The sequence below is a fragment of the Janibacter sp. HTCC2649 genome (assembly GCF_000152705.1).
Lineage (GTDB): Bacteria > Actinomycetota > Actinomycetes > Actinomycetales > Dermatophilaceae > Knoellia.
The window spans coordinates 1232095-1246437 of the sequence record NZ_CH672413.1; the positions used below are offsets into that span (position 1 = coordinate 1232095).

Below are 14343 nucleotides of genomic sequence, written 5' to 3' on the forward strand. Positions count from 1 at the left end.
CAATCACGTCAGGAACGCGTAAGGGCGTGACCGGCCGGAGTGGTGAGGCGGGTCCAGCGGCCGCTTGTGGCCACGGTTGCCTCCGCGCCCGGCGTGAGGAATCCGAGAGCGTATGCCGCGAACGCCAGCGCCGCAGGTACCGGCGCCTCGTCCGTCGTGCCAGCGATCGGTCGGCGCCACACCTGTTCGCGCAAAGCAGCAAGAGCGGGAGCACCTGCACCGGCAGGAGTTCCGTCGGCGACCTCGGCAATACCTTCAGATGCGCTGCGCTGCAACGCTTCTGAGTCGATCACACCGAGCGGCTGCCACCCGGAACGAGGCGGCGACACGGCCGCCCACGCAGCCGACACCGTCATCGGCGGGACGGGCAGCACGGCCCGCTCCCCCGGCCGCGCGACCCGGTCACTCACCGACGCGAGCGGGACCAACACGTCGAGCTGAGCCGGCTCAGCCAGCGACGACGTGCGCAGCCCGATCGTCACCCCGGTGCTGAGCAGACCCGACCCGGGCAACACCCCGACCCACGACGCGAGGACCAGCCCGACAGCCTGAAGTCGCACGGCACCGTCGGCGTCGAGCGCACGGGCGCGGGCGGCATACCGGCCAAGGTCCTGGAGGGATTCAGCATCGGCGAGCACGAGCTCGGAGGCGACCACCGTGCTCACCGGCGCGACCAACGGAAGGCCACGGCATCGCCGGCGTGCGTCGCGAGGACCGCCCGGTCGTCTTTGGTGAGGCGACGCGGACTCGCGGTCTTGAAGTCGTAGAGGACGAGGCCAGTCTCGGCGAGCGCATAGACGGTCTCGCCGAGAGACTCGGGATCGCGTACGGCATACCCAAGATTGAATCCGGCACCGTGGACGCTCGTGACCCACATGTCGACCTCGATCGGCTGCGGTCGGTAGGTCAGCGGTGCGAGGTACTCGATCTCGTGGCGCGACACGACGACCCCAGCGTCGAGGAGCGAACGGTCCTCCCCGAACCACTCGCGGAAGCCGATGACGCGGGCGTCCTCGAGGAGCCGGAGATATTGCACGTTGTTGACGTGGCCGTACGCATCCATGTCGGACCACCGGAGCGGGACCTCGGTGCGATATGGACGCGTGGTTTCGGGGACGGGCTCGACCTGCGACATGCCCCCAGTCTGGCAGCAGATCTAGGGTGGGCGGATGCCCCTCTCAACGTCGTCTTCTGCACGCCTGCACCACATCCTCGCAGCCGGTCAGCGCAAGCACCGGTTGCCCTCTGTCGCAGCGGGACTCGTGCGCGGCGGGGAGCTCGTCTGGTCCGGTGCGGTTGGCACGGTGGATGGTCGCGCGGACGGGGCGGCCGTCGATGCGGACACGCAGTTCCGGATGGGGTCGATCACCAAGACGTTCGTCGCGGTGGCGGTGCTGCGGCTGCGCGACGCCGGCCGGCTCGACCTGTCGGACCGCTTCGGGGCACACGTGCCCGGCAGCGCCCTCGACGACGTCAGCATCGAGCAGCTCCTCACCCACGCCGGCGGGGTCCAGGCCGAGTCGTCGGGTGACTGGTGGGAGCGCACGCCCGGCGATGACTGGGAGGCGCTCGTTGCGTCCGGCGTCGGGACACGGTTCCGCTCCGGCCGCCGCTTCCACTACTCCAACACGGGGTATGCCGCCCTCGGTCGCCTTCTCGAGGTGGTCCAGGAACGGCCGTGGTTCGACGTCGTGCGTGACGAGCTGCTCGAGCCGTTGGGCATGACGCGGACGACGCTGCGGCCCTCGGGTGCGGCGGCCCAGGGGTTGGCGGTGCATCCGTTCGCGGATGTGCTGCTCGCCGAGCCCGAGCATGATGCTGGCGCGATGGCACCCGCCGGACAGCTCTGGACGACCGTGAACGACTTGGCCAAGTGGGCGGCACTTTTGGGTGGACGGACCGAAGGCTTGGTGTCGGCGGAGACTCTGGCCGAGATGGTCGAACCGCACCACGTCGTCGACGAGCCCGGACAGGCGTGGACCGGCGCGCACGGACTCGGCTGGCAGGTGTGGAACGAGTTGGGTGCGCGGTCTGCGGGACACGGGGGCTCGATGCCCGGCTTCCTCGCGACGCTGAGGGTGCGCCTCGACGCCGATGCAGGTGAGGGTCCTGCGGGTGAGGCCGGCGATGGGGTGGTGCTCTTCAGCAACACGACCGCGAGCGCCGGACTCAGGCCGATGCACACGGAGCTGTTGCGGACGATGCGCGAGCTCGAGGCGCCTGCGGTGACGCCGTGGGTTGCTTCTGGTTCGGCGGACGGGCTCGGGCTGGCGGGGATGTGGCACTGGGGACCGGCCGCAGTGACCGCAAGCTTCGTGGAAGAGCACCTGGTGCTGGGGACCCCTGGGGCGGGTCGCGGATCGCGCTTCCGACGAGTGGGCGATGGCTGGGACGAATGGGTGGGGCTCGACGGCTACTACACGGGCGAGCCGTTGCGCGTGCTGCGTCGCGGCGACGGGTCGGTGTCGCACCTCGACCTGGCGACGTTCCGGTTCACTCGTACTCCCTATGACCCGGAGGCCGACGTGCCCGGTGGGGTCGACGAGCAGGGCTGGAGCTGAGGGCAGTTGTCCACAGGGGGCTGAGTCCGTGTCGGGAGACCCGCCTACGGTGGGGTGACCATGACGAACGCATCTGAGACCACCTCCCTCGCCACCGACGCCACGACCGCCCTGCGGCGACTCGTCGGTCGCGACGACGTCGACTTCCGCGACGGGCAGCTCGAGGCAATCACCGCACTCGTGGCTGATCGTTCGCGTGTCCTCGTCGTCCAGCGCACGGGCTGGGGCAAGTCGGCGGTCTACTTCGTCGCCACGGCACTCCGTCGGGCCCAGGGTGCCGGACCAACGGTGATCATCTCGCCCCTGTTGGCGCTCATGCGCGACCAGATCGCGGCGGCCCAGCGAGCCGGCATCCACGCGGTGACCATGAACTCCGCCAATGCGCAGGACTGGGACGAGGTGCGCCAGGCCCTCGCCTCCGACTCGGTCGACGTCCTGCTCGTGAGCCCCGAACGACTCAACAACCCGCGCTTTCGCGACGAGCAGCTCCCCGACCTCGCACGCCGCTGCGGACTGCTCGTCGTCGACGAGGCGCACTGTGTCTCCGACTGGGGCCACGACTTCCGCCCCGACTACCGACGCATCCGAGACCTGCTCACCGAACTCCCTGCCGACGTGCCCGTGCTCGCGACGACCGCGACCGCCAACGCCCGCGTCGTCACCGATGTCGTCGAGCAGCTGGGTGTCGGTGGACGTGATGTCCTGACCGTGCGGGGCGGCCTGGCGCGTGACTCGTTGCGACTCGGAGTGCTGAGCTCGATGTCGCCCGAGCAGCGGCTCGGCTGGCTCCTCGCGCACCTCGATGAGCTGCCGGGCAGCGGCATCGTCTACGCGTTGACCGTGGCCGCTGCCGAGGAGGTGGCGGCTGCGCTCACCGAAGCCGGCCACCGCGTCTCGTCCTACACCGGCCGCACCGACCCCGCCGACCGTGAGCGCCTCGAAGGTCAACTGCGCGACAACCAGGTCAAGGCGCTCGTGGCGACCTCTGCGCTCGGCATGGGCTTCGACAAGCCCGACCTCGGATTCGTCGTGCACCTGGGTGCGCCGTCGTCGCCCGTCGCCTACTACCAGCAGGTCGGTCGTGCGGGACGCGCCACCGACCGGGCCGACGTCCTGCTCCTACCCGGGCCCGAGGACAAGGACATCTGGCTCTACTTCGCGTCGGTGTCGATGCCGCGCCAGGAGCAGGCCGACGCCGTGCTCACCGCCCTCGCCGAAGCGGGACGGCCCCTGTCGACGGCAGCGATCGAGACGATCGTCGACGTTCGCCGCACTCGCCTGGAGCTCCTGCTCAAGGTGCTCGACGTCGATGGAGCCGTGACTCGGGTCCAGGGCGGCTGGACCGGAACCGGGCAGCCGTGGACCTATGACGCCGAGCGCTACGCCCGGGTCGCTCAGAGTCGCAGCGACGAGCAGCAGCTCATGCTCGACTACGAGCTCACCACCGAGTGCCGCATGGCCTTTCTCCAGCGCACCCTTGATGACGACACGGCCGTTCCCTGCGGCAAGTGCGACGGCTGCGCCGGACCCTGGTACGCAACCGACGTGCCCGACAACGTCATCGGTGCCGCGCGCAAGCGGCTGGCTCGGGTGGGCGTCGACCTCGACTCGCGTGCGCAGTGGCCAACCGGAATGGACCGGCTCGGCGTGCCGGTCAAGGGCAAGATCTCGCCGGACGAGGCGATGTCGGGTGGTCGTGCACTGGCCCGACTGAGCGATCTCGGTTGGGGCAATCGCCTGCGACAGGTCCTGCGGGAGGACGCTCCCGCCACACCGGAGCTGCTCCGCGCCTGCGTCGGCGTCCTCGCCGAGTGGGGCTGGTCCGAACGTCCTGCCGGCATCGTCGCGATGCCCTCACGCAGCCATCCTCAGCTCGTGCAGTCCCTTGCCGCGGGCCTCGCCGAGATCGGGCGCCTGCCCTTGCTCGGCACCCTGGATCTCGAGCACGGCGGCCCCACGGGTGAGCCGGGCGGCAACAGTGCCTTCCGCCTGGCTGGGGTGTGGGAGCGCGTTGTCGTCGGGCCCGAGCTGGGGCAGACACTGGCCGGGGTTCGTGGCCCGGTGCTCCTCGTCGACGACCTCGTCAGCTCACGCTGGACGCTGACCGTGGCGGCTCGCGCCCTGCGGCGTGCGGGGGCCGACGCGGTCCTGCCGTTCGCGCTGGCCGTGGACGGCTGAGCCACCCGCTCGGGACCATCGACCGGGCTGGCCCCTGGCACACCTAGCGCGCGGTGGCTCGGACCAGCTGTGCGGCCGTTGCCGACCTCACGGTCTCGAAGGCTGCGGCATCAACCGTGACGCCGGCATCGCGCAGTCCGAGGACCGAGGCGCCGACGAGCCCATCTGCGGCATCGATCACCGGCAAGGACAGGCCCGCGGCGGTCAGGGCAGCCATGGTGCGCTCGCGCAGGCGCGGTTGCCCGGCCATCACACCACCCCCGAGGACGAGTGGTCCTTGGACGTCATCGGAGTGGACGTCGATGACGGCCTGCGCCAGACCGTGTGCCGCAGCCTCGACGATCCCGGAGCTCACCTCATCGTGGTCGTCGAGGAAGGCGACCGGAGCCAGCGCCGCCAGGACGAACGGTGACTGCGTATAGACGACCCTGATCAGTTCGTGGCTCGCCACCGGGCGACTGGCCCGCAGCGCCAGGTCGGGCTCGATCCCGAGCACCTCAAGGGCGGGCCCGACCATCGAGGTCGAAGTCCTGCCATCCAGAGCCGACGCCACGGCCCGCGCCACCTGGTGCCCGATCCAGAAGCCGGATCCGGTGTCCCCCAGCAGCCAGCCGAGACCGTCGATCGTCTGCACCTCGACGTTGCCGACGATCCGCACGGCCGTGGCACCGGTCCCGGCGACGAGGCTGTAGCCCGAGGTCTCGTGAGTGCCGGAGGCGAACAGTGCCGCCAGATCGCCCTTGCGCGCACACGGTGCCGTGATCCCGATCCCGGCCAATGCCTGGGCAAGGAAGCCCTCCTCGAACGCGGCCCCACCGGCACTGGCCAGGGTGACGGCGTCAACTTCCGCGAGCGAGACGCCAGCCGCAGCGGCAGCCCTTCCGATGGCGGCAGCGATCTCCGCGAAGGCCGCGTCTGCGCCACCGGACACCGGGTTCCCCCGGCCCGCGAGACCAACCCCCGTGCTCTCGAAGGAGTTCTGCACGATGGAGGCCCGGGTGCGGGTCCCTCCGGCGTCGACGGCAACAAGGATCACGGGCTCATCTTGCCGCCTCATGCCGCCATGGCAGCATCAGTGTGCAGAGGTCCCTACGACGAGAGAGCGCATCCATGCCAGCCAGCACTCCGCACACAGCCCAGGCCGATCTCGCGAAGGAGATCAACAGTCGGCTCACCCGACTTCAGGAGCTCGTCGCGGCCGGGGGCCTGCAGGGGGCCATCGACCTGCTCACCGAGTGCGTGCGCTCCAACGGCGTGATCCAGGCGTTCGGGACCGGCCACTCCGAAGGGTTCTCGATGGAGATCGCCGGACGGGCCGGTGGGCTCATCCCAACCCGACGGATCACCCTGCGCGAAGTGGTCCTCGTCGGCGGCCGCGATCGTGAGGATCTCTTCAAGCCCGAGCTCGAGCGTGACCCCACTGTGGTCGAGGAACTCCTCGCGCACACCGAGATCCACCCACAGGACGTCTTCATCATTGCCAGCAACTCCGGGGTGAACTCCTCGATCGTCGGCATGGCCCTGGCGCTCAAGGAGCGCGGTCACCAGGTCATCGCCGTGACCAGCCTCGAACACACCCGGGCCGTCGAGCCGAAGCACGCGAGCGGCAAGCGCCTGTCGGAGATCGCGGATGTCGTCATCGACAACCTTGCCCCGTTCGGCGACGCCACCCTCGAGCTGGCCGAGGGCATCAAGGTCGGTGCCGTTTCCTCCCTCACCGCGACCTACATCGGCCAGGCCCTGACGGTCGGCGTCGTCAGCAAGATGGTCGAGGCCGGCGAAGTGCCGCCGGTCTTCCTCTCGGCCAACATCCCCGGAGGCGACGAACACAACCGAGTGCTGCAGGACCTCTACGGCTCGCGGATCAAGTCCTTCTGAGGAGCTAGTGACCCAACTCCTCCGGAGCCAAGTCCTGCTGATCGTCCACCGTTGAAGGTGAGGATGACCCCGACGGCGCCAACGGTGGCGTCGCCAGTCGCACGGTGAGCAGCGGCAGGAAGGCCTGGACCGCGGGACCGATGAGCAGGGCATACAGCACGGTCCCAAGCCCGACGACGCCACCGAGCAGCCAACCGATGGCCAGCACCGAGACCTCGAGAGCGGTGCGCACCAACCGGATGGACAGACCGGTCCGATGGGCCAGCCCGGTCATGAGCCCGTCACGCGGGCCGGGGCCGTACTGGCTGCCGATGTACATCGCTCCCCCGATGCCGTTGACGACGATCCCGCCGAGCAGGAACACCCACCGCAGCCAGAGCTCGGACGGCGCGTCCAGCACCGCGAGCATGACGTCGGTGGCGATGCCGATGACGAAGACGTTGGCGATGGTTCCCAGGCCGGGCCACTGCTTGAGCGGGATCCACAGGAGCAGGACGAACCCACCGACGATGACGACGATGGTCCCGAAGCTCAGCCCGAGGTGCTGCTGCACGCCGTAGTGGAAGACGTCCCACGGATCCAGCCCCAGCTCCGCCCGGATGAACATCGCCATCGCCGTGCCATAGAGCCACAGCCCGACGAGGAGCTGGCTCACTCGCCGCACGGTCCGGCCGGCACGCAGCTGTTGCATCGGGCTCATAGGGACGAGCTCCACGCGGCGTCGGGCGCCGGCACGGAGGGTCTGGATCGGGCTCATGGCTCCATCGTGCTCCACAAGTGGCCCTTTGATCCATGGCCACTTGTGGGACAGTGGCCTCATGGTTGCTCCCGTGCTCTCCGCCGTCCGCACCGCGGAACTCATCGGTCCCACGTCTGGTGACGGCCCGGCATACCAAGTGGTTGCCGACTCACTCAGGCTCCTCATCGCGGACGGCCGCATCGCGGTCGGGACGCGACTTCCGAGCGAACGTGACCTCACGAGTGCGCTGGCCCTCAGTCGCACAACGGTGAGCAGCGCGTATGCCGTGTTGCGCGATCGCGGCTATCTCACCTCCCGCCGCGGTTCCGGCAGCGTGGCCAGCCTCCCGGCCGGGGCGATGCGGCGGGACACCGGGCTGCACATGTCGGCCCAGGTCCCGGCAGGCACCATCGACCTCACCTGCGCCGCGCAGCGCGCGCCGGTCGGGATGACCCAGGCGGCGGAGGCAGCGATCGCTGCGTCGCCCGGCTACCTCAGCGGCAGCGGCTACCTGCTCAACGGAGTGCCCGAGCTGCGCGAGGCGATCGCGGCCCGCTACACCGAGCGCGGCCTGCCCACGAGCGCCGACGAGGTCATCGTGACGACCGGTGCCGTCGTGGGCACGGCGATCGCGGCACGGGCCCTCCTCTCCCCCGGCGACGCCGTCGTCATGGAGACGCCGACCTATCCCAACATCTTCCCGACCCTCACCCAGCTGCGGTCGAGGATCGCCGCCGTCCCCGTCGAGCCGACCGGTTGGGACGTCGCGACCATGGCGTCGACCATCCGTGCCTCGGGGGCGCGGGCGGCGATCCTGCTTCCCGACTTCCACAACCCGACGGGCAACCTCATGTCCGACCAGCAGCGTGCCGTCATCGCAAAAGCGCTGGCACGAGAGCGAATCACCGCCATCGTCGACGAGACCGTCGTCGAGATCTCACTGGACCACGAGGGTCCGATGCCCTTGCCTTTCGGAGCCCACCACGCCGACACGATCTCCATCGGCAGCGCCTCCAAGTCGCACTGGGGCGGCCTGCGGATCGGGTGGATTCGCGCATCCGGGTCGATGCTCGAACGCCTGACGGCCGCTCGGGTCCCGTTCGACATCGGCGCTCCCGTCATCGACCAGCTCGTCCTCCTGCAACTCATGCAGGTGGCCGCTGGCATCACGGACGACCGTCGCCACGACCTCGTGTCCAGCCGTGACGCCCTCGCCGGAGCCCTGCGTGAGCGCCTGCCGCACCTGCGGTTCGTGCTGCCGAGCGGCGGACTGTCGCTGTGGATCGAGCTGCCCGACCCGATCGCGGCCGAGGTGACGCTCGCCGCCGAGGACGAAGGACTGCTCATCGCCAGCGGCCCGCGGTTCGCTGCTGCCGGCGGCCTCGACCGGTGGATCCGGTTGCCCTATGTGCTCCCACCCGACGAGTTGGTCGAGGCCGTGGCCCGCCTCGAACGCGCGCTGGGTCGAGTTGCCTCAGGCACCGCGATGGGTCGCCGCGGGCGGGCCGAACACCCCCACGGCCCGTTGGTGGCCTGAGAGTGGACGAAGCGCCCCACGTCGTTAGGGTGACGCCTGTGAGTGATGCCGCGAACGACCAGATCCCGCCCGCGCTGGCCGAGTTGCTCCGGGTGCTCGACCTCGAAGAGATCGGGACCGCCGACGTCACGGTCACGAGCAGTCAGACCAGTGGCGGCGGGACGCTCCCTGCCCCCGCGACCTTCGCCGAGGAGACGACCCTCTTCCTCGGCCAGAGCCAGAAGATGCCCCACGGGCGGGTGTTCGGCGGCCAGGTCCTCGCCCAGGGGCTGGTGGCGTGCGGCCGGACCGTCACACCCTCAGAGGGCGACCCGCCGCGCCCCATCCACTCGCTGCACGCCTACTTCATGCGCCCGGGTGACGACACCCAGCCGATCCACTTCTCCGTCGAGAAGATGCGCGACGGCCGCTCGTTCTCGACCCGCCGCGCGCACGCCATCCAGAACGGCAAGCCCATCCTGTCGATGAGCTGCTCGTTCCAGGAGCCGTCCGGCGGCCTCGACCACCAGGACGACATGCCGGACGTGCCCGGGCCCGAGGGCATCCCCTCGCTCGCCGACACCTTCGGCGGCATCGACCACCCGGGCGCCAAGCACATGGTCGACGGCCGGCCGATCGAGCAGCGCCACGTCGAGGGCAACCTCTTCCTGGCACCGGGCGAGGAGGAGGTGGCGCACCAGAACGTCTGGATCCGCGCGATCGGGCAACTGCCCGACGACCCGCTGCTGCACGCGGCCGTCCTCGCCTACGCGTCGGACTACGCCCTGCTCGAGCCGGTCCTGCGACGCCACGGCCGCCAGTGGGTTGGCGGCGGTCTCAACGTCGCCAGCCTCGACCACGCCATGTGGTTCCACCGCCCGGTCCGAGCCGACGAGTGGGTGCTCTACTCGCAGCAGTCACCCTCGGCCCAGGGTGGGCGAGGTCTGGGCATGGGCCGGATGTTCGCCGCTGACGGCACCCTTGTCGCATCGGTCGCACAGGAAGGCATGCTCCGCGTCCGCGACGACCTCGGCTGACCCACACCTCGGATCAGCTGGTGAGGGCTCCGTCGGCGATCTCCACGACTCGATCGGCCAGGGACAACAGGACCGGGTCGTGGGTCGTGACGATCGTGGTCATCGCTGACTCCTTGGCCAGCCGGACGATGAGCTCCATGATCTCGCGTGAGGTCTCCGAGTCGAGCTGGCCCGTGGGCTCGTCGGCGAGCAACAGCCCGGGCCGGGACGCCAGGGCGCGCGCAAGCGCCACCCGCTGCTGCTGACCGCCCGACAGCTGCCCGGGTCGCTGTCGTGCGTGTTTCGTGAGGCCCACGTGTTCCAGCGCCTCCGTCACGCGTGCCTCACGCTCCACCGTGTCAACTGCCCTGAGCCGCAACGGAATCTCGACGTTCTCGTGCGCCGTGAGGATGGGCACGAGACCAAACGACTGGAACACGTAGGCGACCGAGGTGCGCCGCAGTGCCAACACCTCGTCGTCGTCCAGACCGGTCACGTCGACCCCATTGATGTGCACCGTTCCGGAGTCCGGCCGGTCCAGTCCGCCGATGATGTTGAGCAGGCTGGTCTTGCCCGATCCCGAACGCCCGCGGACGGCCACGACCTCACCCGGCTCCGCGGTCAGGGACACTCCACGCAGTGCGTGCACGGTGGTCGCGCCAGACCCGAACGTCCGCTTCACGTCGGCAACATCGAGGTATGCCGTTGTCATGACTTGTCCCCTGTCCGGCCCTCACTGGGCGACTCGGGCCAGATGCTGATGTGGTCCCCTTCGAGTTCGAGCCGAACGCGCTCGCGCATCCCCAACGCGGCGACGAACGACTTCGGCAGCTGGAGCCGACCGGCCCGGTCGAGCACGGCGTACTCCTGACTGACGACCAGCTCTCCGCCATCGGCGTCGCGGGTCACGTGGCGGCGCACCTCGGAGGCCGTGCGACCGTCCCGGATGGCGACGGTCCGGGTCACCTGGTCACTCACCTGGGTGTCGTGGGTGACGACGATGACCGTTGTCCCCAGCTCTTCGTTGGCGCTGCGAATCGCACTGAAGACCTCATCACTGCTGCGCGAATCCAGCTCTCCCGTGGGCTCATCGGCGAGCAGCACCCTCGGACGATTGGCCAGCGCCACCCCCAGCGCCACCCGCTGCTGCTGCCCGCCGGAGAGCTCGCCCAGCTTGCGGTCCGCGCACTCCCCTATCCCGAGGACGTCGAGGATCTCGCGGGCACGCGTGGCGCGCTCGCCCTTCTGGCTCGACGCGAAGACCATCGGCAGCTCGATGTTCTCGATGGCCGACAAGTAGGGCAGGAGGTTGGCCGTCGCCTGCTGGTAGAGGAAGCCCACGGTGGTGCGCCGATAGCGCAGTCGTTCGGCCCGACCCATGGTGAGCAGGTCGTGCCCGGCCACGGAGGCCGAGCCAGCGCTGGGCACGTCGAGCCCGCTGAGGATGTTGAGCAGGGTCGACTTGCCGGATCCCGACGCACCGACGACGGCGATGAGCTCACCACGTCGGACCTCGAGGTCGAGTCCCTGCAGCGCGACGACCTCCACCCCCTCGGACGTGAAGATGCGCACGAGCCCATCGCACACGACATCGAGTTCCACTGCGTCGCCGGCATCAGCAACCGGCCTCGTTCCGGGGAGGGTCATGCGTTCTCTCCTGCGCGTAGGTGCTCGGCGAGCGAGGCACGGCGGGTTCGGATCTCTTCGACGACAAGGGCAAGGACGGCGAGCAGGAACGCACTCAGTGCTGCGAGTCCACCCACAGCCCAGCTGGGCGTGAGGTCGGGCCGAGGACCGGCCGTGTAGCCACCGAGGTCGATCGCGCGGGACACGAGCAGCGGTGCTGCGACGCCAACTGCGGCACCGACGAGAACCGCCGTGAGCAGGAGCGGCAGGGTCTCGACGGCGAGCAGCCGCGCTTCGGCGCGACGCGGCATACCCATCGTCCGCAGTCGGAGGAGCAACTGGCGACGCTCCGGACGACCGGCCACGAGCAGCAGCAGCACCGCGAGGAAGGTGAGCAGTCCAGCCAGTGCGGCGGCGACGCCATAGCTGCGGGCGACGAAGGACGGGAGCGAACGTGTCGCCGATGCTGCCGCGAAGGAATGCGCCGACGTCGCTCCCGTGACGAGTTCACCGATCGCGGCTCGGTCGTCGCTGACCGCCGCCACGAGAGCGGCACTCCCCTTCGGGGACGCCTTGACGTATGCCGTGTTGCGCTGCGCCAACGGCACTGCGGCCTGCAGCGCGTCGAGGGGCAGGAGTGCGGTCGCCGTGAGCCGACCGGAGCTGATCCGAGCCAGCCCGGGGTCGACTGCGGTCACCGTGACCGGCACGTGGATGCCACGCACCACGAGCTCGATCTCGTCGCCCACCGATCCACCTGCACTGAGCCGCACCGGGATTCGCCCCTCACTGGCCTCAGCGCCAACGCGCGACACGGCGATGGGCGACCCAGCCAGGACCGTGGCGAACTGCGCCGGGTCGACGCCGATGACGGTGACATCTTGAGCCTCCCGTCCCGTCGAGACGATGGCTCCGGCGATCTGCGCGTCGCGGTCGACGTAGGCACCGGCAACCGCGGTCACGCCGGGGCGTTGGCGCAGTCCGGCCAGGTCGGCGTCATCGATGCGCACACCGTCGACGCGCACGTCGGCACCCACCGTGCGGTAGGCGGCCACGGAGCGCTCCTCACCGATGGTGGCCGCAATCGTGGCGACAACCGTGATGACGGTGGCTCCGACCACGAGTGCCAGCAACGGCAGACCCGCCGTGGCACTCGCCCGCGACGAACGCGCGAGGCCAAGGAAGTTCACGTAGCCGCGACCGCGACCGGCCAACCGCGAAAGCACCCGGATCGGCACGGGGAGAACCCGGAACGCGACCACGGCGGCAGCGCCGGCGAGGAGCACGGGCGACAGGGCGGCATACCAGTCGGTCTGTCCGCCGGAGATGACGTCGCCACGGGCACGCACCGTCGAGATGGCAAGGACCGCCAGGACGACGAGCCCGAGCTCCGCAACGATGCGCTGCGCCGACCGGACCCGCCTCGTCGTGGCAGCAACTCGCGTGTTGACCGCAGAGCGCACCGTCGCCAGCACCAACATCGTGATGGCCACGGCCGGCGCAGCCAGGACGAACGCCACCTGCGCCCACGACACAAGGGGCGTGACCCCATCCACGAGAATCATGGTGAGGGCAGCCGCGGCAACGGCTGCGAGGACGCCCCAGGCCATCGGACCGGCAAGGGCCATCACGAGGACGCGCTGCGTCGACGCTCCGCGCGCCGCCAGCAGGGTGAGCTCTCGCAGCCGACTGGCGGTCGCGACGAGGGCTGTGAGCATGAGGACGATCGCCGCGAGAGCCGTGATTCCCGCCGTCGCGAACGACGTCACGACACTTGTGCTCGCGAGAGAGCGCTGGTAGCGATCCACGAGCGAGGGGATGTCCGTCGTGAGGCGGACACGCTCCGGGAGGCGCGTCATGTTGGGGTCGATGTCGAGCCGTGAGGCCATCCGCGAGACGCGCGCGGCATCGGCCTGCCCCAGGTCCTCGCGCACGGTGTAGCGCCAGGAGTGCGTGAGGAGCGGACTGCCCATCGGCGCAACATCAGGGGTCTCACCTCGGCGCAGGCTGTCCGTGAGGGCGGGGTAGCTCTCGACCGGCATGACCAGCGCACCCTGGCGCACGGCGCCGCCTTGGGGCGACGGGATCGATGCGACTCCGAGCATGCGGCCCTCGGGGTCCCAGAAGGGATCCCGGCGATTGACGGGCTCGAACGTGCCGGCGATGACGACGAAGATCGGTTCGCGTCCGACCTGGCTCGACTCGCCGGTGGGGAACAGCTCATACGCCGCGCCGACCTTGATCCCCAAGCTGGTGGCGACGGCCTGCGCCACGCCCACGGGCAGGAGGTGCACGGGTCGGGTCACCTTCCCGACCGTGAGAGTGCGGGTCTCGCTCGGCTTCCCCGGGGCCGCGCCCGATGTCCACGTCACGTGCTCGTCCAGCCGATCCTGCACTCGCACAACGGTTTCGGGAGGCCCTGGGAGCTTCCCGCCACCCTCGGGCGAGACGGCGAACGGTTCGGTCTGGGCGGCGACCACCGCCTCGTCCACCAGGCCGGCGTCCGCACCCATGGCTCCCTCTGCCGAGGACTCGACCAGGCCGAACGGAGCCGTCAAGCCGTCCCCGGGACCTTCGGGTTCCACTTCAGGGACGAACGCGCCCAGGTCGCGAGGGTTGAGGAACAGGCTGATGTCACGCTGGAGCTGGCCCGCCGCCCGCAGCTCGTCGCCGAGAGCCTTGTCGTATGCCGTGTCCTGCAGGCGCGGTGCCGCCACCAGGTAGGCCGTGGTGGTCGCCGTGAGAAGCGCGAAGAGCACGGTGGCGAGCGCGGTCGTCCGCGCTCCCCGCCACACGAGCGACAGCGCTTTGAGCGTGCGCACTCTCGAG

General features: G+C 69.9%; 12 protein-coding genes. 5 read left to right on the forward strand and 7 right to left on the reverse strand.

Features of this window, described 5'->3' with window-relative positions:
• Nucleotides 1–8: 8 nt before the first annotated feature.
• Entirely contained in the window at nt 9–665 is a 657-nt protein-coding gene (locus JNB_RS05865; protein WP_009775500.1) for a hypothetical protein, read from the reverse strand.
• Nucleotides 662–1135: a thioesterase family protein gene (locus JNB_RS05870; RefSeq protein ID WP_009775501.1), complete on the reverse strand. Its 474-nt coding sequence runs from the start codon at nt 1133–1135 to the stop codon at nt 662–664. The genes JNB_RS05865 and JNB_RS05870 overlap by 4 nt, the downstream gene beginning before the upstream one ends.
• A gap of 34 nt (nt 1136–1169) precedes the next feature.
• On the opposite strand from JNB_RS05870, the gene JNB_RS05875 reads away from it, so the two are divergent.
• Nucleotides 1170–2561, forward strand: coding sequence for a serine hydrolase (locus tag JNB_RS05875; protein ID WP_009775502.1), 1392 nt, complete (start codon nt 1170–1172; stop codon nt 2559–2561).
• A 60-nt stretch (nt 2562–2621) separates the two neighbouring features.
• On the forward strand, nt 2622–4739 hold the full coding sequence (locus JNB_RS05880) for an ATP-dependent DNA helicase RecQ (protein ID WP_040884284.1): 2118 nt from the start codon (nt 2622–2624) through the stop codon (nt 4737–4739).
• 43 nt (nt 4740–4782) lie between these two features.
• Here JNB_RS05880 and JNB_RS05885 read toward each other — a convergent pair whose 3' ends face one another.
• Nucleotides 4783–5775, reverse strand: coding sequence for an N-acetylglucosamine kinase (locus tag JNB_RS05885; protein ID WP_009775504.1), 993 nt, complete (start codon nt 5773–5775; stop codon nt 4783–4785).
• A 74-nt stretch (nt 5776–5849) separates the two neighbouring features.
• Here JNB_RS05885 and JNB_RS05890 point away from each other — a divergent pair, with 74 nt between their 5' ends.
• Nucleotides 5850–6617 (forward strand): sugar isomerase domain-containing protein, encoded by a 768-nt coding sequence (locus JNB_RS05890; protein ID WP_009775505.1) that lies wholly within the window; start codon nt 5850–5852, stop codon nt 6615–6617.
• A gap of 4 nt (nt 6618–6621) precedes the next feature.
• On the opposite strand, the gene JNB_RS05895 is transcribed toward JNB_RS05890, so the two are convergent.
• Entirely contained in the window at nt 6622–7374 is a 753-nt protein-coding gene (locus tag JNB_RS05895) for a YitT family protein (RefSeq protein WP_040883625.1), read from the reverse strand.
• A gap of 61 nt (nt 7375–7435) precedes the next feature.
• Here JNB_RS05895 and JNB_RS05900 point away from each other — a divergent pair, with 61 nt between their 5' ends.
• Entirely contained in the window at nt 7436–8893 is a 1458-nt protein-coding gene (locus JNB_RS05900) for a PLP-dependent aminotransferase family protein (RefSeq protein ID WP_009775507.1), read from the forward strand.
• Between the two features lie 38 nt (nt 8894–8931).
• Entirely contained in the window at nt 8932–9909 is a 978-nt protein-coding gene (locus JNB_RS05905; protein ID WP_009775508.1) for an acyl-CoA thioesterase II, read from the forward strand.
• A 13-nt stretch (nt 9910–9922) separates the two neighbouring features.
• Here JNB_RS05905 and JNB_RS05910 read toward each other — a convergent pair whose 3' ends face one another.
• The 3 genes from JNB_RS05910 to JNB_RS05920 are packed head-to-tail and all read right to left on the reverse strand — an operon-like array spanning nt 9923 to nt 14336.
• Nucleotides 9923–10600 (reverse strand): ABC transporter ATP-binding protein, encoded by a 678-nt coding sequence (locus JNB_RS05910; protein ID WP_009775509.1) that lies wholly within the window; start codon nt 10598–10600, stop codon nt 9923–9925.
• On the reverse strand, nt 10597–11535 hold the full coding sequence (locus JNB_RS05915) for an ABC transporter ATP-binding protein (RefSeq protein ID WP_009775510.1): 939 nt from the start codon (nt 11533–11535) through the stop codon (nt 10597–10599). Before JNB_RS05915 ends, JNB_RS05910 begins: the two co-directional genes overlap by 4 nt.
• On the reverse strand, nt 11532–14336 hold the full coding sequence (locus JNB_RS05920) for an FtsX-like permease family protein (protein WP_158306123.1): 2805 nt from the start codon (nt 14334–14336) through the stop codon (nt 11532–11534). The genes JNB_RS05915 and JNB_RS05920 overlap by 4 nt, the downstream gene beginning before the upstream one ends.
• Nucleotides 14337–14343: the final 7 nt, after the last annotated feature.